This is a genomic window from Blautia sp. MSK.20.85 (assembly GCF_013317245.1).
GTDB lineage: Bacteria > Bacillota > Clostridia > Lachnospirales > Lachnospiraceae > Blautia_A.
In genome coordinates, this window is record NZ_JAAIUN010000001.1 from 151707 (window position 1) to 173854 (window position 22148).

At 46.1% G+C, this 22148-nt stretch carries 13 protein-coding genes; 1 reads left to right on the forward strand and 12 read right to left on the reverse strand.

The features are described from left to right. Positions 1-89: 89 nt before the first annotated feature. The 5 genes from G5B12_RS00660 to G5B12_RS00680 form a co-directional block, all read right to left on the reverse strand. Positions 90-1019, reverse strand: a complete 930-nt coding sequence (locus G5B12_RS00660) for a glycosyltransferase family 2 protein (protein ID WP_021976713.1) — start codon at positions 1017-1019, stop codon at positions 90-92. Positions 1020-1089: 70 nt separating this feature from the next. Beyond that, positions 1090-2523 carry an LCP family protein gene (locus tag G5B12_RS00665; RefSeq protein WP_174087565.1) on the reverse strand — a complete coding sequence of 478 codons (1434 nt, stop codon included), beginning with the start codon at positions 2521-2523 and terminating at the stop codon, positions 1090-1092. A gap of 18 nt (positions 2524-2541) precedes the next feature. Further along, positions 2542-3945, reverse strand: coding sequence for an undecaprenyl-phosphate glucose phosphotransferase (locus tag G5B12_RS00670; RefSeq protein WP_021976715.1), 1404 nt, complete (start codon positions 3943-3945; stop codon positions 2542-2544). Between the two features lie 108 nt (positions 3946-4053). Then, entirely contained in the window at positions 4054-5010 is a 957-nt protein-coding gene (locus G5B12_RS00675) for a glycosyltransferase family 2 protein (RefSeq protein WP_021976716.1), read from the reverse strand. Between the two features lie 4 nt (positions 5011-5014). Further along, complete coding sequence (locus tag G5B12_RS00680; protein ID WP_021976717.1) at positions 5015-6874, reverse strand: glycosyltransferase family 2 protein; 1860 nt, start codon at positions 6872-6874, stop codon at positions 5015-5017. 181 nt (positions 6875-7055) lie between these two features. Here G5B12_RS00680 and G5B12_RS00685 point away from each other — a divergent pair, with 181 nt between their 5' ends. Continuing rightward, the gene (locus G5B12_RS00685; RefSeq protein WP_174087566.1) at positions 7056-8306 is read left to right on the forward strand and encodes a D-alanyl-D-alanine carboxypeptidase family protein; all 1251 of its coding nucleotides are present in this window, start codon (positions 7056-7058) and stop codon (positions 8304-8306) included. Positions 8307-8474: 168 nt separating this feature from the next. On the opposite strand, the gene G5B12_RS00690 is transcribed toward G5B12_RS00685, so the two are convergent. The 7 genes from G5B12_RS00690 to G5B12_RS00720 all read right to left on the reverse strand — a co-directional run bounded on the left by G5B12_RS00690 (position 8475) and on the right by G5B12_RS00720 (position 22140). Next, positions 8475-9914, reverse strand: coding sequence for an ArnT family glycosyltransferase (locus G5B12_RS00690; RefSeq protein WP_244096012.1), 1440 nt, complete (start codon positions 9912-9914; stop codon positions 8475-8477). Positions 9915-9926: 12 nt separating this feature from the next. After that, positions 9927-12374, reverse strand: a complete 2448-nt coding sequence (locus tag G5B12_RS00695) for a glycosyltransferase family 2 protein (protein WP_021976720.1) — start codon at positions 12372-12374, stop codon at positions 9927-9929. Then, complete coding sequence (locus G5B12_RS00700) at positions 12350-17989, reverse strand: glycosyltransferase (protein WP_174087567.1); 5640 nt, start codon at positions 17987-17989, stop codon at positions 12350-12352. Before G5B12_RS00700 ends, G5B12_RS00695 begins: the two co-directional genes overlap by 25 nt. Positions 17990-18003: 14 nt before the next feature. Further along, a complete protein-coding gene (locus G5B12_RS00705; protein ID WP_021976722.1) occupies positions 18004-19332 on the reverse strand; it encodes an ABC transporter ATP-binding protein in 1329 nt (442 codons plus the stop codon). Between the two features lie 105 nt (positions 19333-19437). After that, entirely contained in the window at positions 19438-20244 is an 807-nt protein-coding gene (locus G5B12_RS00710) for an ABC transporter permease (RefSeq protein WP_021976723.1), read from the reverse strand. 11 nt (positions 20245-20255) lie between these two features. Beyond that, positions 20256-20813, reverse strand: a complete 558-nt coding sequence (gene rfbC / locus G5B12_RS00715) for a dTDP-4-dehydrorhamnose 3,5-epimerase (protein WP_021976724.1) — start codon at positions 20811-20813, stop codon at positions 20256-20258. Between the two features lie 16 nt (positions 20814-20829). Then, the gene (locus G5B12_RS00720; protein ID WP_118062020.1) at positions 20830-22140 is read right to left on the reverse strand and encodes a D-alanyl-D-alanine carboxypeptidase family protein; all 1311 of its coding nucleotides are present in this window, start codon (positions 22138-22140) and stop codon (positions 20830-20832) included. Between the last annotated feature and the right edge of the window lie 8 nt (positions 22141-22148).

Sequence of the window (22148 nt, forward strand, 5' to 3'; positions counted from 1 at the left end):
ATCTGCTTTATAAAAAACAGTTTAACAGGCAATTGTGTTCAAACTGTGATATATCCTTTAAAAAATCGTGACCCGCTGATTCTTCCTGATCATTTCTGTTTTTTCCAGTATTCCGGACTCATAGTACAAAACAGGATCAGTCTTTCAGGAAGTTTCTGATATCTTTTTCCGAGGAAATATCCGGCATACTTGGAAGCACTCTGAAAAAACAGTCCGGGGATCATCCAGATATGTCCGGTTTTCAGAAGATAAGACAGGCTCTTTTTTACCAGGCGCACTCCCTCCCCCTCAGACGGAACTCCTTCAAAAACTTCCGGATGCTCTGCCTGGGAAACGCCAAGATCAAAATTTCTGTGAAACTGCTGGCTGCAGCTGTAATTATGAGAGTGATAAACCTTAGCCTCTGCTGCATAAGCAACCGCATAACCTTTTTTTACCATCCAGCCTGCATAGATCATATCTTCATTAAAAATAGCATGTTCCGGAAATCCGCCGATCTCATTGTAGATCCTGTGATCGTATGCTGCACAGACATTTGAGCAAAAATATGTCTTGATTCCTCTGGTCTCTACATCTTTTTCTGTTTTAAGGCAGGACTGCTCCGGATAATTAAACGAACGGGTATATTTTTCAAGGAAACCGCAGTCATTTTTGGGAAGCTGTCGTGCATAGGCCGCTCCTGTCTTTTCATTCCCGGCAACAGCCTGAACAAGATTTCCAACCAGATTTCTGTCTGCCGGTAATGCGTCCTGAGTCATAAATATGAGGATCTCCGCATCCGAAAGCTCTGCTCCCCTTCTTCTTGTTGCACCATGATCAAATTCCTGTTTTGTAAGATGGTGGACTTCCACCAGCGGATACTTCTGTTCCCAGTTTTCTCTCCAGAATTTTTTCTCTGTATTCATAACTATGATCTTATTGACAGGATATTTCTGTGCGCTGAGGCGCTCCAGAAGTTTGTCAAATTCTTCTCCCGGGTGATATGCCGGTATGATTACATCTGTTTTTACTGCATTCATAATTCTCTCCTGTCCAGAAAGGACCACCCTCACCGGATGGTCCCTTCTGCTGGTTGATTATTTTAATTTTTTATTCTCCGTCTGAGAGATCGTCAGCTCCTGCGCCGCCATCTCCGCCGCCAGCATCTCCCCCAGCGTCATCTCCGCCGGATTCATCTCCGCCTCCAGACGTATCATCGCCAGTATCTCCTGCACCGGAATCGTCGTTTCCTGAATCGTCTCCGCCGCCGGAATAATCTGTATTCGAATCGTCTCCACCACCGGAATAATCCGTATCATCGCTGGTGTCATTGCCGTAATCCGTGTAGTCTGTATTATTACTGTAATCCGTGTCATCGTAGCTGTAATCGGCAGAAGTGTCTGTACTTCCCTCCCAGGTATACGAATCATCCGTTGTTGTATTCGGAGCGTCCGTTACCGCAGGCGCTGTATCCTGTACCTGTCCACCGCCTACAATCGCAGCGATCTGCGCACTTTTGTTCAGTACATCCTGTGTCGGTGTATAATTTGTATTTCCGTACAGGAACTGATGCAGCTTCAGTACATTGGAATCCAGAGTTGTCGGTACAATGACACTGCCCTTAACTGTAGCAAATTTATAGTCCTGCGGGAATCCCGTTGTTTCATCAATGCAGTATCCGATCATTGCCGGGATCAGCTTCAGGATCTCTGTCTTGGAAACAGATGTCTTGACCATCGGGAAAACCTGATCCATGATATCAAAGATTGTGGAAAGGCCGGCTTTTTTTGCCTTGTCAACGATCATCTGGATAACTCTTCTCTGTCTCTCTGTACGTCCCATATCCAGGCTTGCCGTATAACGGATACGGCAGTAGGAAGTAGCCTGTACACCATTCAGATGATAGGTTCCGACAATCGCTTCCTGATCTTCCGGCTTCGGCTCCGGCAGCTCTACCGGTGTATAACTCTTGCCAGTCTCTTCCGCAGTTTCCACGCAGTAGTTGTTCATATGAACGATCTCCGCATAGGAAAGCGGGATATCCAGTCCTCCCAGACAGTCTATTACTGTTACCAGTGCGTCAAAATCAATGGATACGTAATCTGTAATATTAAGATCCAGGTTTGTGTTCAGCATATTAACTGCCTGTGCCGGTCCGCCAAGGGCATATGCTGCATTGGCTTTGGAATAGGTATCATCTTTCACATTGAGAAGTGTGTCTCGGTAAACAGATACCAGCTTGACTGCCTTCGTGTCGTTGTTGATACTTGCAATGATGATGGTATCACTGTTCTCTGTGTTCAGCTTCTCATTCTTGCTTCTGTGGTCCAGTCCGAACAGTGCATATGTGGTATAACCCGTCATCTGCGGTGCCTGGTCATTGGTTACGATATCCTGTTCCTGAAGATCTGTTTCCTGAATATCGATCTTGTCCAGCTTGGCTGAGATCTGACCGTAAACATATAAGCCTCCTATAAACAGGAGCAGTACGATAATTTCCAGGATAAACAGAACTTTTCTTCTTTTTTTCCGAGGTTTTGACATCTTTTCCTTTTCCCCTTTTTAGTATGCATTCTTGTTGATAAAGCCTTTAAATATGGTGAGGAACATGATCTTGATATCGAATCCTACTGACCAGTTTTCGATATAGTACAGATCACATTCGATCCTCTTCCTGATAGAAGTGTCTCCACGGTAACCATTTACCTGTGCCCATCCGGTAAGGCCCGGACGCACCTGATGTTTCACCATATACCGCGGTATTTCCTCACGAAACTTCTCTACAAAAAACGGTCTCTCCGGTCTCGGTCCCACAAGGCTCATCTCCCCTTTCAGGATATTGAAAAGCTGTGGAAGTTCATCCAGACTGGTATGACGCATGAATTTTCCGATTCCGGTGACACGTGGATCGTTTTTTACAGTCCATGCTTTCTTTTCTTCGGACTCCTTCTGGATCTCCATGGAACGGAATTTATACATCCGGAAAGTCTGATTATGAAGGCCAACACGTTCCTGTTTATAGATCAGCGGACCAGGAGAGGTCAGCTTGATCAGGATACACAGGATCAGCATCACCGGCGATGAAACAATGATCGCGATCGAAGAACCGATCACATCCATCGTCCTCTTGATCATTGCATTAAACGTATTGCTCAGCGGCACATACCGGATATTGATCACCGGAAGTCCGAGAATGTCTTCTGTATACGGTTTGGTCGGAATAATATTATTATAATCCGGAATAAATTTCGTGTGTACTCCTGATTTCTCGCAGAGTGCAACAATCTCTTCCAGACGATAATACTCACTTAAGCCCAGGGTAATAGCTATCTCATCCAGTCGGCTGGATGGAAGGATGATCATCAGATTGGCAATACGCCCGATCACCTTGACTCCTTTATAGGTAGTGCCTGCCGGCACATTGTCATCCAGTATGCCCCTGATCACATATCCCCATTGCGGATTCTGCAGGATCCTGTCCACATATTCCTCAGCGGCACGGCTGTATCCAACCAGCAGCACCTGTTTCTGGTTCATTCCTTTCTTCCGCATGTCCCGGAGAATGTAAAACACAAACATGCGTACAAGCCATTCCAGGACAATATTGATAAAACAGAAGGAAACCAGTGTAAGACGGGAATAATCCAGTTCTTTAAAATTATAAAGTGCAAACATGATGATAAGGAGCCCTAACGCGTTTGCCTTCACGATTCCGGCAAGCACGAGACGACGCCCCTGCATTCGCATCGGTGTATAAAGATCAAATGCCTGATATAAAAGCACATATCCAGGAATGATAAAGATCAGCATAAACATATATTCCTGAACGGTCTTGGACTGAACTGCGGAATGTTCAAATATTCCCTGGAAACGGATCAGCCACGCCAGCGCATAAGAGGCTGCGATCACAAATACATCGATCAGCATATGGAGACGACTGAAATTTTTCTGGTTATCTTTAATCAATTTCCGTCACCTCATTTAAGTTCATTGCTTTTATCTTATAATAGATGCATCCCAAAAGCAACAAAATCTTCCCTCCGAAATATAAAATTTCTGTGAAAATATGGAGTTTTAACCGGCAAATCGCCTAAAAATGTTGATCCAGAGCTCAACCTGCAGCTGGATATAACGTGGAAAATTCCTCATGGAAAACTTTACTTTCCTGTTCTTCCGGCTGATCTGGAAGCCATTTTTAATTCCTGCCAGATACTCCCTGCCAAAGCCTTTTGACGCAAAAAACAGGATTTTTGCCCCGAATCCGACAAGCAGAAATGGAAGGTTCAGAACGATCTGAAGGAACGGCATGTTCTTGTAAATAAGGTAAATATTATTTCTGGATGAATACCGGATCTTAAACTGATTATATCTGGAACCGCTTGTTCCGCTTCCCACATGATAAACTTTCGCCTTTGGAGCATACCAGTTCTGATACCCAAAGATCCGGGCGCGATAACCGATATCCAGATCCTCCAGATAGGCAAAATGCTCTTCATCAAAATCTCCGATCCGGTCGATGATTTTTTTTCTGTAAATGGCAGCTCCCGCGCAGGCGGAAAAAATCTTCTGCTCTTTATCGTAATGGTTAATATCCTTATCTTTCCCTCTGGCAAACGCCCATCCCAGTGCACAGTAATAATTTCCCGCATCGTCCATCTTGTCATGGTCATGAAGCTGGATCATTTTTGCCTGGCAGGAAAAAGCTTTTTTATGTCTTCTGAGGGCCGCTACCATCTCTTCCAGAAAATCCGGTTCTGCTTCCGTGTCATTATTCAGAAGCAGCACATACGGAGAGCGTGCCGCATGAATTCCCTCATTCACAGCCCTGCTGAATCCATAGTTTTCCGGAAGCTGGATCATGTGGACCCACGGATATTCCGCAGAAACAAAAGCACAGCTGCCGTCTGTGGACCCATTGTCCACCAGTATAACCTCAAAATTGCGGATGGTCTGTCTCTCAAGACTTGAAAGCACACCATCCAGATATGCCATCCCGTTAAAATTCGGTATGACTACTGATACTTCCTGCATTGGTTCATCCCTTCTTCTTTCCCATTCCCGGAAGAGGCTTCAGGGAATAATTCCATTTTGACAGAGAAAGATTTTTGTTATAGTACGGATCTCCGTTTTTGAGGATGTCTATCCAGTGAGAACGGATATATTCGATTTCCGACTGGAATCGACGGACTTTTTCCTCACTGTCCTCCGCACCTCTGGATTTGGACTCATAATGATAAAGTTTCACGTACGGATCATAGACGATCAGATGGCCGTGGCTCCTCACTTTCAGGCAGAGATCTACATCATTAAATGCTACCGCGAGTTCTTCTGTAAAGCCGCCTGCTTCCAGAAAAACATTTTTTTTCATCATCATGCAGGCAGCTGTCACACAGCTCATATCCTGCAGAAGGGATGCTTTATGCAGATATCCGGTACGTTCTGCCGGCATATTTACAAACATATGTCCCGCAATGCCGCCCATTCCCACCACACAGCCTGCATGCTGGATGGTATTATCCGGATAGATCAGTTTGGCCCCGACAGCTCCTACTTCCTGTCGCTGGCAGACACCAAGCATCTCCGAAAGCCAGTCCGGATCGATCACTTTCACATCATTATTCAGGAAAAGCAGATAATCTCCCTTTGCATGGCGCACGCCAAAATTATTGATGGCAGAATAATTGAATTCTTTTTTCCAGCGGAGCAGATGGATCCTCGGGTCTTCAGAAAGCTTCCGGTAGTAACGGAAGATCTCGTCGGAACCGCTGTTATTCTCCACGATAATGATCTCATAATTCTTATAGACAGTTTTTTCAAAAATGGATTCCACGCAGGCCTGAAGGGTTTCTTTTTCTTCCCGGTTGGGGATGATAATGGACACCAGCGGTTCCCCCTGCACCGGATATTTCACACGGTAAAATCCGAAATCCGGGGTATGCTCCACAGTTCCCGGAGTTCCGGTTCGTTCAAGATTTCCCTCAATGGCACGCTTTCCTGCCTCAAAAGCATACATCTTGCTTGCCGGGTTATCCGCTGTGGAGGATTTGTGGGTTCTCCAGTGGTAAAGGATCTCCGGTACATGGATGACCTCACGTGCCTGTTCCACACAGCGGAAAATAAAATCATAGTCCTGCGCTCCGTCAAATTCTCTGCGGAAACCTCCGGCTTTCTGCACAACTGAACGTCTCACAACCAGAAAATGACAGATATAATTGTTGGATCTTAAAAGGTCCAGGTTAAAATCCGGTTTCAGATGTGGCTGAAAATGCTCGGACAGATCTGTTGTGACCTTATCTTCATCGGTATAGATCACATCTGCCTCCGGATGTTCCTCCAGTGCAGCTGCGATCTCATACAGAGCATTGGGTGCAAGCAGATCATCATGATCCAGAAGTGCGATAAAATCTCCTCTTGCCATGGCAAAGGCTGCATTGGTATTCTCAGCGATACCGAGATTTTCCTTCAGATCTTCATAGCGGATCCTTTTATCCATCTCTGCATAGGATCTCAGTACAAGCTGCATATCCGGATCTTCCGGACTGCCATTTGCGAGACAGAGTTCCCAGTTCTGATATGTCTGGGCAAGCAGAGAATCAAGCATCTGTCTTAAGAACCTCTCCGGTGTCAGATATGCAGGCACTACAATACTGATCAGCGGGCCATCCGGAAATTTCCTCTTTCGCTGCTTCTCAAGAGTCTCTTCGGTTGGCCTGTATGCCTCATACCACGGTCCGTAGGGAACTTCTTCCGGCTCAAAGCGTTCATGAAGCCTGATCCAGAATTCTTTCAGTCCGTAATGCTTCAGGTATCTCAAGCCCTTTTGTACTGTATAGGGAGAAAGCTTCTTCACAAGCCTGTCCCATTGAATCTTTCCTGTGGAATCATCTTTACTCATATATTTTCTCCGTATTACTCAATTTGATAAACGTATTTTAACATTACCGCATTTTTTTTGCAAGGAAGAGAGAAAGTGTGTTATACTGTGCTTACGTGTTGCTGGTCACGGAGTGAACAGTAACATTTACGTATGTATTGCTTACATAAGAATTATTTTTTATACAGGAGTACCATATATTATGAAAAAATCAAGAATAACCGCGGCGCTTCTGGCCTTTGGGATCTCAGCTTCCATGGTGTTCCAGACTCCAGTTTTCGCCACAGAAGAAACCGCTGCTGCCGCCACATCCGGTATTACAACCAACTCCATCAGCGGATGGCCACAGGGGCCTGAGATCACTTCCGCATCTGCCGTAGTCATGGAAGATTCTTCCGATACCATTCTCTACGCCAAAGATATGGATACCGCGCTCTCCCCTGCCGGCGCAGTTAAGATCATGACCTGCCTTCTGGCGCTGGAGAACAGCCAGTTAACCGATCAGGTGACAATGACAGAAACCGGTGTATCCGGTGTCACCGACGGAGGCGCCCATATTTCCTCACAGCTCGGAGAAGTTTTTACCATGGAGCAGTGCCTCTATGCGATCATGCTGGCTTCTGCCAATGATATTGCCCTTCAGGTTGCAGAACAGATCGGCGGTTCTGTGGATGCTTTTGTCCAGAAAATGAATGACCGCGCCCAGGAACTTGGTTGTACCAATACCGTATTTACCAATCCTACCGGTCTTCCGGACGATAATCAGCACACCACCGCCCACGACCTGTCTCTGATCATGCAGGCAGCAATCAGCAATGACAGTTTCCGGACAATTTCCGGAGCCACTTCCTATACCATACCGGCCACCAATGTTTCCGGCGGTGCCAGAAACCTCACCAGTTCCTTTTCCATGACAAATCCGACTTCCGCCACTTATTACCAGGGCTGTATCGGCGGACGTGAGAGTACTACCACTACTTCCGGAAGCGTCCTGGTAACTGCGGCTGAACGCAACAGCACCACACTGATCTGCGTTGTTATGAACGGAGCGACCGGACAGACAGCCAATGAAGCGGTTACTCTTATGGACTACGGTTTTGCCAATTTCCAGCTTCTGGATCTTTCGGAAGAAGATTTCCACATTCTGTCCGGAGGTACCGTAATGGTTCCGTCCGGTGCAACTTCGGATGATCTTACTACGGAAGATACGGAATCCGATGGCCAGATTCTCCGCACCTATTCCTTTGGCGGAGCTCAGGTGGGAACTGCAGTGGTGGAAGACACCTCCACAGAAAGCACTACCGCAGAGGTTCAGGAAAATGATGACAATATGGATGCCGCAAAAGCTTACTCAGAATCCCGCTCTCCAATTCCTTATTTTGTGATCGGCGGCGCCGGCCTCCTGATCCTGATCCTGCTTCTGTGGCGTATGATCAGGATTATCCGCTCCTGATCTGCATCACATCTTATATGCAAGTCCCCCACCCACTGCTTATTGCTTTTCGCGATTGAAGCAGGGGACTTACTTGATTTGGTTAAAAAATCCCCCCTGTGTACCGGTCATATCCGGATACACAGGAGGGATTTTTTTATTGTCAATTTCGATTTTCCCCTCGGAAAATCAGCGATAAAACGGAACCACCAGGAAGATATAGCACAAAAACGGCGAAGCCACCAGAAGTGCACTTAAGCCCCGGTAGATCCACATTCTGATATTTTCTTTTTTTACAAAACGTTCCAGCAGACAGTTCCAGCCCGCTGTCACAAAATACATGGCCGGATACAGTGCCGGCATGATGTAACGTCCCTGTGCCTGGTTGTCACTGTAATATACATAATACATGAACAATCCCACAGGGATCAGGATCAGAAGGATCATCAGCAGATGGAAGATTCCTTTTCTGTCCCATTTATTGGACACAGTCACTGTTTTTATCTTCAGTTTTTCAGTGCCTGATGTTTTCCATTCTTTTACGACAGTACGTTTCTTCGGATAAAACATTCCCAGCATGGACAATACTCCAAGGCCACCGATCCCGAACAACAGGAAATATGCCTTGCTCACACCATAAGGCATATAGATCTGCATCAGTCCGAAAGTTCCGATAAAACTTACCAGAACTGTCAGTAACCAGTTATGGTTCCAGCCCGGGTCCTGATACAGAAGAATATCCTTCCATGTCCATTTCAGTTTCTCCGGTGTTGGATATCTGGACGGCCGGTAATCAATGGCCGCATATTTCTCCGCACACTCTGCACAGGCTTTTCTTCCGATAAAATCTCCGTCATAAAGAATGGCGTTCCGGACAAACCACCAGCCACATAAAACAAGGGTTACTGCCGCGATCACGATTCCTCTTCGAAACAGAAAAGCGATTCTCTGTTTTACCGGTTCTTCCCTGCACAGAAGGACTGTCAGGCAGAAAAACAGAAAGCTGCATAAGATCCAGCCGTAGGCATTATAGTAGGACAATGCGCAGACTGCCATGCCAACAGCCAGCAGGATCGAGTTTTTGAAACTCCAGTCTCCTTCTTCCAGATAGCAGGACCAGGAATACAGAATAATTCCCATAGACAAAAGTGCCAGGGAATCCGTATTTACATAAGTTCCCAAAAACAGTGCCTGTGGCATAAAACCTGCCAGCGCCGCAAACAGCCATCTTCCCTCTTTTGGGAAAAGCTTTCCGGATGCTTTCACAACGAAATACACAGATCCGGTCACAAAAAGCACATCTGCCATTCTTGCCGCATGGAGAAGTCCGTCGGCAGAAGCATGGAACAGACCTACAATTCCCATAAATACAGCAGATACCATATAGGAAAGAATGGGATAATAGGCATAGGAAATTCCCCAGGTGGCATCCCGGATGGCAGGATCATCTCCGAGAGGAAGTTTTCCCGGATGTTTATGAAGATACTGTGCCACCATGTAGCGCATTTTTTCATCGGGGCCCGCTCCCAGCGGCTGCATGAATGCCCATGCAGTCAAAAGCAGAAATGCTGCCAGGACAAGAACCAGCACCTGAAACCGTTCTTCTTTCCAGATTTTTTTCTTTTCCAAGATCAGTTCCTCCTATATCCGCTTCAGAGAGAAATCCTGACTCTCCAGTGTAAGGTTCGGGTTATAGTAAGGATCTCCGTCACGGAGGATTTCCGGCCAGTGCTTCTCAAAGGAAGCGATCTCACGGTTAAATCTTGCCACTTTCTCCGGCGTATCCTCAAGACCTCTGGATTTGGACTCATAGTGATAAAGCTCCGCATAAGGATTGTACACAACCAGATATCCGGCTTTTCCAAGACGGAGGCAGAAATCAATATCATTAAAAGCAACCTGGAATTCTTCGCTTAATCCGTGAACCTTGTCAAAAGCCTCACGTTTTACCATCATGCAGGCAGCTGTCACCGCACTGTAATCCTGGGCACAGATGATCCTGTGGCAGTATCCCGTAGCGTCCCTCTTCTGCTGCACAAAGCAGTGTCCCGCAATGCCGCCGAAACCAATGACCACACCTGCGTGCTGCACAGTATCATCCTCATAATAGAGACGCGCTCCCACAGCTCCAACATCCGGTCTCATACAGTATCCCAGAAGCTGTTCCAGACAGTCCGGACTGATGATCTCCGTATCGTTGTTGAGAAGAAGCAGATACTCACCTTTGGCATGAGAAGCACCGAAATTGTTGATGGCGGAATAATTGAAAATGCCATCCCAGTACACCACATGAGCCTTCGGATTGGAGGCTTCCAGCTCTTTATAATAAGCGAATGTCTCATCTTCCGTACTGTTGTTCTCCACGATCACATACTCATAATTGCGGTAAGTCGCTTTTTCTTCGATGGAATCAATACATCTCTTCAGATCATCGATGTGATCTTTGTTCGGGATGATAATGGAGATCAGCGGTTTTTCCTCCCAGAGGAATTTCGTGCGGTAAAGACCAAGATACTCGCCCTTCTCGATTTCTACCGGAACACCGATCCTGTCATAATGAGCTTTAATGGCACGTGCGCCTGCGTCAAAGGCGTACATCTTGCTTTCCGGATTCTCTGCTGTGGAATCCTCATGGCATCTCCAGTGATAAAGGATCCTCGGGATATGATGGATCTTCTCTCTTCCCGCAGCTTCCACGCAGCGGAATACAAAATCGTAATCCTGTGCGCCGTCGAATTCTTTCTTCAGCATTCCGATCTGATCCACGATCTCTTTTTTTACAACAAAAAGATGGCAGATGTAGTTTACTGTACACAAAAGATCGATATTGAAGTCCGGTTTGAAATGAGGCTGGAAAAATTTATGGCCATCCATGGACATCTTATCCTCGTCTGAATACAGGACCTCGATCTCCGGATTTTCATTCAGTGCCTTCACGCACTGGAACAGGGCATCCGGTGTCATCTCATCATCATGATCTGCAAACACGATAAAATCTCCGGTTGCCGCTTCCATAGCCGCATTGGTATTCTCCGCGATCTGAAGTGCCTGGTCATTGCGGATCACCCGGATTCTTTCATCACTTTTTTCCAGTCCGGCAAGATAATCGGTAAGAGGAGAGTCCACTCCGCTTCCATCCGAAAGACAAAGCTCCCAGTTTCCGTAAGTCTGGGCCTCAATGGAATCCACCAGCTGCTGGAGATATTTCTCCGGGGTCTTGTAAAGCGGGATCACAATACTGAACTTGGGATTCCAGGAAAATTTTGTTTTTCTCTCTTCCGCAAGTTCCGCCTTATCCGGCAGATGTTTCACAATCCATTTGGAATAATCCACAGGACGGTTTTTCCGGTTCATTACCTTTCCGAAAACTTTTCCGGTAAGGGCTGCTGCCCCGTGAAGTTTCATGTAGCGGCTTCCCTTCCGGAAATATACCGCGGCTTTCTCCGCAAGGCGCTTCTGTGGCTGCAGATGCACCAGACGAAGTGTCCGCACATTGCCGGCCTCAAATACAATGTAAAATTCCTTCACATTGTCATAATGGAATTCAAAGAAAAATCCGCTCTTCGCATCAATTTCTGTTTCCTGGTACTGGTTCTGCACATCCACCCGTTTCAGTCTGGTGATCTCGCAGGGGATTTCCTTCCGGCTGCGGTCTTCCAGACGAATGGTTAAGGGACGGTTAAAAGCTGCCCATCCACGGACACGGCAGATTTTTTCTGCGGATTCCACCTCAATACTTTCGATAAAGTACTGTGGTTTTCCCTGCTTCCTGTAAAGCTGCGCCGCGGAAACAGCAAACCACTGGATACGTTTTCCGCCCTTTACCGCATAGACAACAAGCTTCTTTTTGCCTTCCAGATCCGGAAGCTTTATTTCCATCTGCACACGTTCCCCGTTTACCAGATCCAGATCTTTAAAGCGCTCCAGGGCGCTGACACGCTCCTGGGCACTGATGGCAGCCGGAAGTTTTTCCCCGTCAAGAACGGCTTCCGGCTTATGGTCTTTCGGCCAGGTTCCCTGAAGGTGATACAGGGAACTGTCCTTCAGGTCAAACCTGTCTTTTTCTACTTCGTATAGCTCTCGCTGCATAACAATTCCTCCATTGCGTCCTTTCCGGTATTCTCTGTCAGGTAATGTTCCATAACTTTCTGATGTGCGGCCTCTCCCATGGCTTTTCTGGCCTTCTCATCGGTTACCAGAGATTCCAGGGCACTGACCCATTCTTCTTTCGTGGTGCACATCCAGCCGTCTTTTCCATTTTCGATCACATATTCCATCTCACGGTTGCGGCTCATGACACTTGGAACTTTCACAAGGGCTGCCTCCGTCCACTTGTTTTCGGACTTACAGCAGTGGAACAGTGTGTTCTCCAGCGGCATCAGGTTGATATCCAGTCCTGCGATGACTCCTGGCAGCTGTCTCCAGTCCATAAACGGAAGCTTTTCAATACGGTTCTGTACCGGCTCCATTCCGGACTCATCCAGAACACCTACCAGCTTCAGATAAACCTCAGGATGACGCTCCATCACTTCCAGAAGTGCGGCTTCCACCTGGACAAAATCCTGATCATGGGTTTTGGAACCGCTCAGATATCCGATATAGATCCGGTCTTTATCTTTATCTGTCTGTTCCACCGCTTCGTGAGACAGAACTTCCATCTCCATACTCATGCAGTTACGGTTGATCACCACCGGTTTTCCCGGAAATTCCTCCCGGATTTCCTCTGCCAGCGTTTCCGTGGACGTAAAATATCCGTCGCAGAATTCCATACATCCGTGGATTCGGTCTGTGGTTGTACGGAAATCGCTGTATTCGCTGCCTTTAAGGAAATGCAGTCCGGAAATTTTTTCGTAATCAAATACCAGGTCATCCACATCATAGTAAACAGGAATTTTGGCAGCTTTTGCCCGGTCGGCCAGCATTTCCGCTTCCATCAGTTTACTGCAGCGGTACATCACAACTGCTGTATATTCTTCGATCTTCTCCTGCTCTGCCTGATCCATCTGGATAAATTTCGATGCATATCCGTTAAGGATCAGCTGCTCCCGGAAATGTTCCACACGATATCTGGATGCAAAGGAAATTTCCTCCCCGACAAAAAGAATCTTGCTTTTTTCCACAGGAAGTTCATTTCCGCCAAGAGTTTTCCACAGGGAAATCATCTCTTCCACAATATTCTCCGGCTGCTCATTCTTAAGAACAAGACCTTTCCCATAACGTTTTACACGTTCCACAGGTGCGCCTACCGGAAGCACAGCTACCGGGAAGCCCATGGAAATGATCTCGGAGGTTGTGTAGGAGAAGGTCTCCGGCCATACAGACGGGATCAGGAACATATCAATATCCTGCTCCAGGGTAAGCCTCGGGATCTCTTCTCTTGTATATCTTCCTGTCTGGGAAAATACCGGGCTTTCGATCTCTTCATCGGAAGTACCGATCAGTCTCAGACGGATACTCAGATCATTCTCTTCGATATATTTTGCAAGCGCCTTCACAACTTCCAGGCCTTTTTTGTAGCAGAGCACACCGATGAGACCGATGTTAAAGGTCTCTGTGGTCTTTCTGGTTTTCTTCACTGCCGGAAGATAATGTGGTGCATGCGGGATCACATGGAGATTGTATACATCCGGATAAGCACGCTTGAACAGCTTCGCCGTATCATCGGAAAACGCACGGATCTCATCACAGTTTGACAGGAATTCCCGGAATTTTGTACGCCAGAGAGTTCCACTTCCATACTCTGTGCATGCATTGCTGCGGTTGTCCGGAACACATTTGTCGCAGACATCGCAGGATGGAACGCCGCAGTATTTTCCCTTCGCATCGATCAGGTTCACTGCCGGACAGAGAGCAAAGAAGTCATGAAGAAGCATGAGGATCTTCGCACCCTGTTCTCTCTTAAGACGCAGGATACGCTCCAGGGTTCCATAGAGATTCTGGTAAGTTACAAGCTCGTTGATCCAGATCTCATCCACACGCATCAGCTCTCCAAGAGCAGTTTCCAGATCGTTGGCAAAAAATTCCATCTCATACTGCTTATACTGATACGTAAAGTAAAAACGGTTGCTTACGATATTATAGCGGATAGTTACAAAACGGTATCCTTCCCGCAGTGCCAGACGCCTTTTCTCAACAAGATAAGCCGTAGCTCCACCACCCAGATCATGGTCAAAAGCCACAATGGTAGGCACATCCAGTTTCTTATTGAGAAGTTTCATTTCCACATAAAGCCTTACCGGACGGAGCGGATCTCTTCTGCAGTAATCTGCGGTATCCTTGTTGTAGTCCGGATGCTTGCGGAGCAGTGCATCACTGTGCTCTTTCAGAAGGCGCTGTTTCTCCTCGGACGGGAAGCTTCCACCATGCTTGTGATATACAAACAGGTTATCTACATGTACGTTCTCATAACCTGCTGCTATGGCACGCTGACACCAGTCATTTTCCTCTCCGTAGCCTTTTCCGAAGTTCTCCTCATCCAGAAGTCCGACTTCTCTGATTGCTTTCAGGTTCATACCCATGCAGAATCCCACACCGGTAGGCATGGCCGGATACTGCGGGCGGATCATACGGAATTCGTCATCGATCTCCCACAGCGGCATTCCCTCGAACAGCTTGTTATCCCGGCAGAAATCCGGGAAACTGCAGATGGTTCCACAGGTGGTAAACGGTGTGGTGGTCGCAATTTTTTCCTTTGCGAAGATGGGAAGCATCAGGCGCTCCAGCCATTCTTCCGGAACCTCCACATCTGTATTTACAAGGGCAACGTGATTTTCCGCCATCTTTAACGCACGGTTTACGGACGGAAGGAAGCCCATATTGGTCTCATTATTAAGAAGTACCACATTGTCATGCTCAGCGGCATATTTTTCCAGATATTTTCCTACTTCCAAGTCCGGGCTCTTGTCATTTACAATGATCAGGCGATACGGAACCTTTGTCTTCTCAATTCCGGAAAACAGGGCGTCAAAATACTCCAGACCATTATAAACCGGCACGATCACATCCACCTTCTGCTGATAAACAGCCTGTGGATAATCTTTTCTCACACTGCGGACATAACGCTGTTTGAAGTGGCGGAGATTTCCGATACTCTTCGGATCTTCAATGGCATATACCAGAAGTTCCTTCTGATCTCTGGTTCCGGGAATCTTTCCAATGAGGAATCTTCCGGTATCTGCTGCTGTTCCGTATTCCAGAAAAACAGAAATCTCTGCCGGCGCAAGAACCGTTGCCAGGAAAGAAAATCCCGCACTTTCCGCCTCCGGCTTTCCAATGGCATTGGCTACATCCGTACGATAGATCGTAGTACAGGAAGCTTCCTGAAGCTTCTGTGTTCCCTGGTAAAATACGATCCTTGGCTGTCCCATGGAAGCAAATGTAGGATCAAATGCCCAGCCAATGGCATTTAAAGTACCATTTTCATAATGGAAAAAATCAACACTTCCCATACAGGTAGGAGTTGCCTCCACTCCCATCACAGTTGCTGGCTCTGTATGATAATGGAGAACTTTTTTGACCAGCCTTTTCACCTGAGCTTTTTTGCCAGGATGACGCAGTGCCTCTTCCTGCATACGGGCTGCCTCTTCCGCCGCCTGTTTTGCTGCACGTTCGGCCTCTTTTTTAACTCTTTCCTGTTCCCTGCGTACTTCCCGTTCTTTTTCAAATGCCAGAAGCTTTTCCACATCCGGAAGCTCCAGACAGTCAAGTTTTCCCTCAATTACGATCTTATCTACATTTTCCGGGTGTGTAACGTGAATAAGATAAAAACCATCGGTTGTAAAAAATGCGGTTATACTGTTGTCCACCTTCATATGAACACCCTGCGGCACAAGTTCTGCACTGCATCCGCAGTCCAGGCGCTCTACTTTTACTTTCAGGAAATGACCGTTTGCCGGATTCCATCGGAGATTCTTTATCCCCTCAATTTCGGAAAGATCAAACTCCACCCGAAAACGGTTTCCTGTAAGTTTTCCCTCTGCATAAAGCGTATGTTCTTCACAGAAGCCCTCACCAAGATCATAGTAAATCTTACTGTGCATCTGGTGTTTTTCTCTTTCTCTGTTCACCAGCTCTGTTACGGAAACCGGTACTTTTTTCTGTTCAAACGGAAGCAGGGATCCACATCCAACATACTCATAAACAAAATGCATGGTCCATTTCATGAAGATCTCATAATCTGTGTAACCGATTTCAAATTCTGCCATCATATCATCTTCATGTATCAGCTGTGGCAGCTCCGGAATATGAGTATACAGTTCATGGATCAGACGCCACATAATGAAATTCACCGGTACAGGAAAATCAAACATCCATTCATAATCAATGATCTGATTTTGGCTTTCACCCATGAAAATATTACTGCAGATCAGATCCACATTGGCAGGGCAGACACATTCATAATCTGTTCTTCCGGGATATTTTCCAAATACCTCACAGAACTCTTTCGTTCTGTAATCCATGATCCTGCGGGACTGGAAAAAATCCCGATGGAAATTCTTAAGAAGTCCTTTGAGCTCCCCGGTTTTTCCTTCATGAGCAAGTTCAGCGATTTCCTGATGAAGAGTTTTTCCGGTAAGAAGCGGATAGCTGACTTTTCCGTTTTCTGCCTTGCATGGAAGATTTTTATATTTATCAGAGCCTGTTTTTTCCGCTCCAAGCTTTTCCAGGGTCTTCAGGAACCACTCTGCCTCAGGCACCATGGCCTCTTTTTCTGCACGGACCTCTCCGTTCTCACGAACGATCTTTGTCAGAAGCCGAAACTTTTCCTTTCGTTCCTGATTCAGTTTTACATAGAGAATTTCTTCCTTCTCCTGTCTTTCTGTTCTTCCGGCCTCCACAAGGAAAGAATTCACAAAACTGCTCAGGATCTTCTCTTTTTCAAAAGCTTTTACCCCTGCATGTTCTGAGAAAAGATCCGCTGTCTTATCTGTGTACACCGGATAGTTTCTTCCATAGGAATTGGTATAAAGGCTCTCATCTGTAAAAATTTCTGTAGGAAATTTGTAATCCGGGTACGGGTAATAAAAGTGCAGAAAAGGAAAGCCGCTGTTTTCCAGCAGCTCTCCCAGTTCATTCTTGGAAAAGGTGCGCACAGACTGATTTCCCGGATATCCGTTGATTCCGAAAAAGTGAAGATCTGTGTGATCCTCCGGTGCTCCGGCAAAGTACTTCAGTCCCAGTCGGTTCTCGATGGCGATCAGAAGTCTTCCCTCCGGTTTCAGGTATGCACCCATACGCTGAAGAAATGTCTCGTAAGGAGTTTTTCCTTCCGTAAAACTCATGGCATACTCCAGAACACCGTTTACTACCACATAGTCGAATTTCTCCGGAAAAGTCATGTCGTTGAGATTTCCAACCATGATCGTGAGATTTTCTTTATCATTGTTTCTTGCATAATTTATGTCTGCACGACGCTTGGAAAGCTCCACTGAAGTCACATGCCCGGCCTTGCGGCAAAGCATTCCGGTAATAGCTCCGCATCCGGCTCCGATCTCAAGAACGGAATCCGTCTCTTTCAGAGGGTACCAGCTTAAAATATTCTCCCGCAGTCCGGAAAAATGATAGACCATGGGAAAACTCACTTCATCCTCCGGCAGGTCCTCAAACGATTTCCCTTCCTGTGCCATTTTCAGAAGTGTTTCCTCGATATCCCCATCGGAATAATGATCCTTCGCCGTATAATAATCTAAATTCAACTCCGCCATAGTAGTTCCTCCACTTATTTCACAGATACTTTGGAAAACATGTCAAAATATCCCACTGCTTTTTTATCTGTGATCACCGTCAGATTGCACACATCATAAAGCCGGTGAAATACGGTAAAATCGCCGTCTTTATATCCTGTGCAGCCCAGACAAAGCATATATTCTCCTGCCTCCAGCGGCATTATCTGTTTAAAAGTAATCTCCCGCACATCACCGGCTTTCTGCGGTTTCACAGGAGTGTGTTCATACATGGTGTTTGTTCCTGTGATTTCCGTACCTTTCAGATCTTTCAGTGTGAATGCAAAAATCGGGTCATTGACATCTGCCTGAAAGCGTACCTTCATCTGAACAGAAAATTCTTTACCTTTTTCGATCACATTTGTAATCATTCCGGTATCATCCCGGATCGCAAAATCCACGATCTCTCCAAGCTTACTGCCATACTCAAGAACCTTCGGATTCAGATTCAGGCTGTCTTTCATAGCCCTGCCGCCTCCGGCATGCTCTTTTTTCGACACATTTTCTCCAGCTGTGCCATCTGTCAGCTGACCATCCTGCCCTGCTTCTGCATTCTCTGCACCTTCCTCCAGATCTGCATCATCATACTGATTCACCAGCACACGACGGTAGAGATTGACCATCTCCTTGGCGCCACCTTCCGCAAGCTTTTCTCCTTTGTTGAGAAGAACAACCCGATCGCAGTATTTTCCGATACTGCTCAGGTCGTGGCTTACGAACAAAATGGTCTTACCCATTTCCTTGAACTCCTCGAATTTCCGGTAACATTTTGCCTGGAAAAATACATCACCTACGGAAAGCGCCTCATCAACGATCAGGATCTCCGGATCGATATTGATGGCCACCGCAAAAGCCAGACGCACGAACATACCACTGGAGTATGTTTTTACCGGCTGATGGATAAACTCTCCAATATCTGCAAAATCCAGGATAGACTGCAGCTTGGCATCAATCTCCTCTCTGGAAAAACCGATCATACTTCCGTTGAGATATACATTCTCAAGTCCGGAATATTCTCCGTTAAATCCTGCTCCAAGCTCCAGAAGAGCGGAAATCCTTCCATTTACGGAAACTTCTCCACCTGTAGGAGAAAGTACGCCTGTGATGATCTTCAGGATCGTAGATTTACCAGATCCATTGGTTCCGATGATTCCTACTGTTTCCCCTTTATGCACCTGAAAAGATACGTGGTTCAGAGCATAGTGCTCTTTATATTTCTTTTTTCTGGATAATCCCAGAGACTCTTTAAGACGGTCCATGGGATTATCGTAAAGTTTATACATTTTACTGACATCATTTACTGAAATCGCAATATCTTCTGCCATTTTTAACCTCACTTTTGTGTAAATCGTTCACTCTCACAATCTGTCGCCGTTTTGCTGTTTTTCTGCGTACTGAGCAAGTTTCCGCAGGAGACTTCCCTGATTCGATCAAAGAACGTCTGCAAAATGCGGTTTCAGACGTTTGAATATTACAGATCCCAGTCCGAAAAGCAGGATCGTAACCACCCAGAAATAGATCGTCCATGAAGCATGGTTCCAGATTCCGACATGACCAAGCATGGAATCACGATAACCCGTAACTACATAGTACATTGGATTCAGCTTGAACAGCTTGATCAGCCATGGATGTGAAGACAGCATATTGATATCCCACATGATCGGTGTAAGCCATACGCCAACCTGGAGAAAAATGCTGATGATCTGGGTCAGGTCACGGAAAAAAATGACGATTGCACTTGTGGCATACACAAGCCCCAGTACCAAAAGGAAGGTACAGATGGAATAATAAATAATCTGCAGTGTATATAAACTTGGTGTATATCCATAACATGCGCACAAAATAAGTGCGAACACTACAAAAAACACATGCACAAAAAGTGCGGAAATGATCTTCACGATGGGAAGAATACTGATCTTAAATACAACCTTTTTTACAAGGTAATTGTACTCAATCAGTGCATTGGTTCCACCGTTTAACGCATCCTGGAAGAAAAACCACGGCACGATACCGGATACCAGATAGAGTACAAAAGGATAATCCGATACAGTTCCGGCTTTCAGTCCCACGGAAAATACAAACCAGTAGACCAGGATCGTCACGATAGGCTGGATGAATGCCCAGACAATGCCAAGATAGGATCCTGCATATTTTGTTTTGAAATCATTTTTTGCAAGGCTTAAAACCAGCTTTCGATTCTGGTACAGCTCTGCCGGCAAAGCTAATATTTTCTTCATTCTGTAATTCCTTATCGATTCTTATATTCCTCGAAGCTTCCCCACTTCTGATCCTTGTCGGAGAAAATAAGCTCCATGCCTTCCGGGATCGGCCACTCTACATTGATATCCTTGTCATTCCAGATAAGACCGCCCTCGTCGTTTGGATGATAGAAGTCAGAGCATTTGTAGGTGAACTCCGCATTCTCGGAAAGTACCAGGAATCCGTGGGCAAATCCCTTCGGGATAAAGAACTGTTTCTTGTTTTCTGCTGAAAGAACTACTCCGTACCATTTTCCGAATGTTTTGGATCCCTCACGAAGGTCAACTGCAACATCAAAAACCTCTCCGTTTACCACACGTACCAGTTTATCCTGCGGATAGTTGATCTGGAAATGAAGTCCGCGGAGGACACCGTAACGGGAGCTGGACTGGTTGTCCTGAACAAATTCCACATCAATGCCGGCTTCCTTGAAGTCATTGTAATTGTAAGTTTCCATGAAATATCCTCTGGAATCCCCAAAAACTGTTGGCTCGATCACTTTCAGTCCTTCAATATCTCCGCACTGTGTTACTTTTATTTTTCCCATTTTTCTTTCTCCTTTTCTAACGATATTTATTTGCGTGTTTCTTTTCTTTTATTCTGAGTGCCACAAGAAGAGCGATCAGGATCAGGATCATAACTGCCATGATTCCCAGAAGGATCTTTCGAAGTACCGGCATTCCTTCTGTTTCGCTGCTTTCTTTGCTGGCTGTACTCTTCTCTGTTTTTGCAGCAGTCTGATCTGCTGCTGTTTCTGTTTCGGAACCTTCTGTATTTTCCTGATCAGATGCCGCAGTTGGCTCCGGCGTTGGAGTTGCTGTAGCCTGTGCCACACTTCCGCTGCCCACCAGATATTCTCCAAAATAATAAGAAGTTTCTGTTTTTCCGTTTACATCTTCGGATTTCTTTGTGAGAGAATTCAGATCTGTTCCCTTTGGAAGAAGCACACTTCCTCCGTCTACTTCTGTTTTTGTGAAATTATCAAAACCATAGTTAAACATGGCAGTACTGTCCATACAGGAATTCGCCAGATCAGCTGCCCTCATGGTCACTGCAATATACGTTGTATTATCTCTTGTAGCCGCAGTAACAAGGGTATGGCCTGCCGCAACTGTAGTTCCTGTTTTTCCACCGATGCATCCCTGATAATAAAATCCGCTTTCCGGCGCGAACATTGGATGGTGCGTATGCAGAACTCTCTGCTGAGCATTCATATTGGTAGGCTGGATCGTATAATCCGCAGTCCCGATCACAGTACGGAAATCGTCATTTTTCAGACCTTCCCTCATGATCAGAGCCATATCTCTTGCGGAGGAATAATGATTATCATCCGGAAGTCCGCTGGAATTGGCAAAATGTGTATTCGTACATCCGATTTCCTGAGCTCGCTGGTTCATCATATCGATAAACGCCTGCTCCGTGCCACCGATATGCTCAGCAATCTGTGCAGCAACATCGTTGGCCGATTTAATGATCAGTGCATAAAGACAGTCTTTCATGGACAGGACTTCGCCTACCTGCGTGCCAATGTTACTGGAATCCGCATTTACATTCTGTACACCCGTCTGTGTAAATGTTACCTGTTCATCCATGCTGGAATTCTCAACCGCCACCAGAAGTGTCATGATCTTGGTGATACTTGCAGGATAACGCTGTTCATCTGCGCCTTTATTATAAAGAACCACACCCGTATCCGCGTCCATCAGAACGCCCGTGTCAGAAATGATATCGGCTCCGGCCGGCCATCCCTGGATCTGGTTGGTACTGATGTCATATTTCGCATTGAGATCCACCGCTGCCATAGCCTGTACCGGAAGCATCAGCGCCACACTGACTGCTGCCAGGATCATAAATACTTTTTTAATTTTTTTCATAATTCTCC

Coding starts and splice junctions, on each gene's coding strand:
- G5B12_RS00660 (WP_021976713.1), bottom strand. CDS start 1,019: ATGAATGCAGTAAAAACAGATGTAATCATACCGGCATATCACCCGGGA.
- G5B12_RS00665 (WP_174087565.1), bottom strand. CDS start 2,523: ATGTCAAAACCTCGGAAAAAAAGAAGAAAAGTTCTGTTTATCCTGGAA.
- G5B12_RS00675 (WP_021976716.1), bottom strand. CDS start 5,010: ATGCAGGAAGTATCAGTAGTCATACCGAATTTTAACGGGATGGCATAT.
- G5B12_RS00680 (WP_021976717.1), bottom strand. CDS start 6,874: ATGAGTAAAGATGATTCCACAGGAAAGATTCAATGGGACAGGCTTGTG.
- G5B12_RS00685 (WP_174087566.1), top strand. CDS start 7,056: ATGAAAAAATCAAGAATAACCGCGGCGCTTCTGGCCTTTGGGATCTCA.
- G5B12_RS00695 (WP_021976720.1), bottom strand. CDS start 12,374: ATGCAGCGAGAGCTATACGAAGTAGAAAAAGACAGGTTTGACCTGAAG.
- G5B12_RS00700 (WP_174087567.1), bottom strand. CDS start 17,989: ATGGCGGAGTTGAATTTAGATTATTATACGGCGAAGGATCATTATTCC.
- G5B12_RS00705 (WP_021976722.1), bottom strand. CDS start 19,332: ATGGCAGAAGATATTGCGATTTCAGTAAATGATGTCAGTAAAATGTAT.
- G5B12_RS00710 (WP_021976723.1), bottom strand. CDS start 20,244: ATGAAGAAAATATTAGCTTTGCCGGCAGAGCTGTACCAGAATCGAAAG.
- rfbC (WP_021976724.1), bottom strand. CDS start 20,813: ATGGGAAAAATAAAAGTAACACAGTGCGGAGATATTGAAGGACTGAAA.
- G5B12_RS00720 (WP_118062020.1), bottom strand. CDS start 22,140: ATGAAAAAAATTAAAAAAGTATTTATGATCCTGGCAGCAGTCAGTGTG.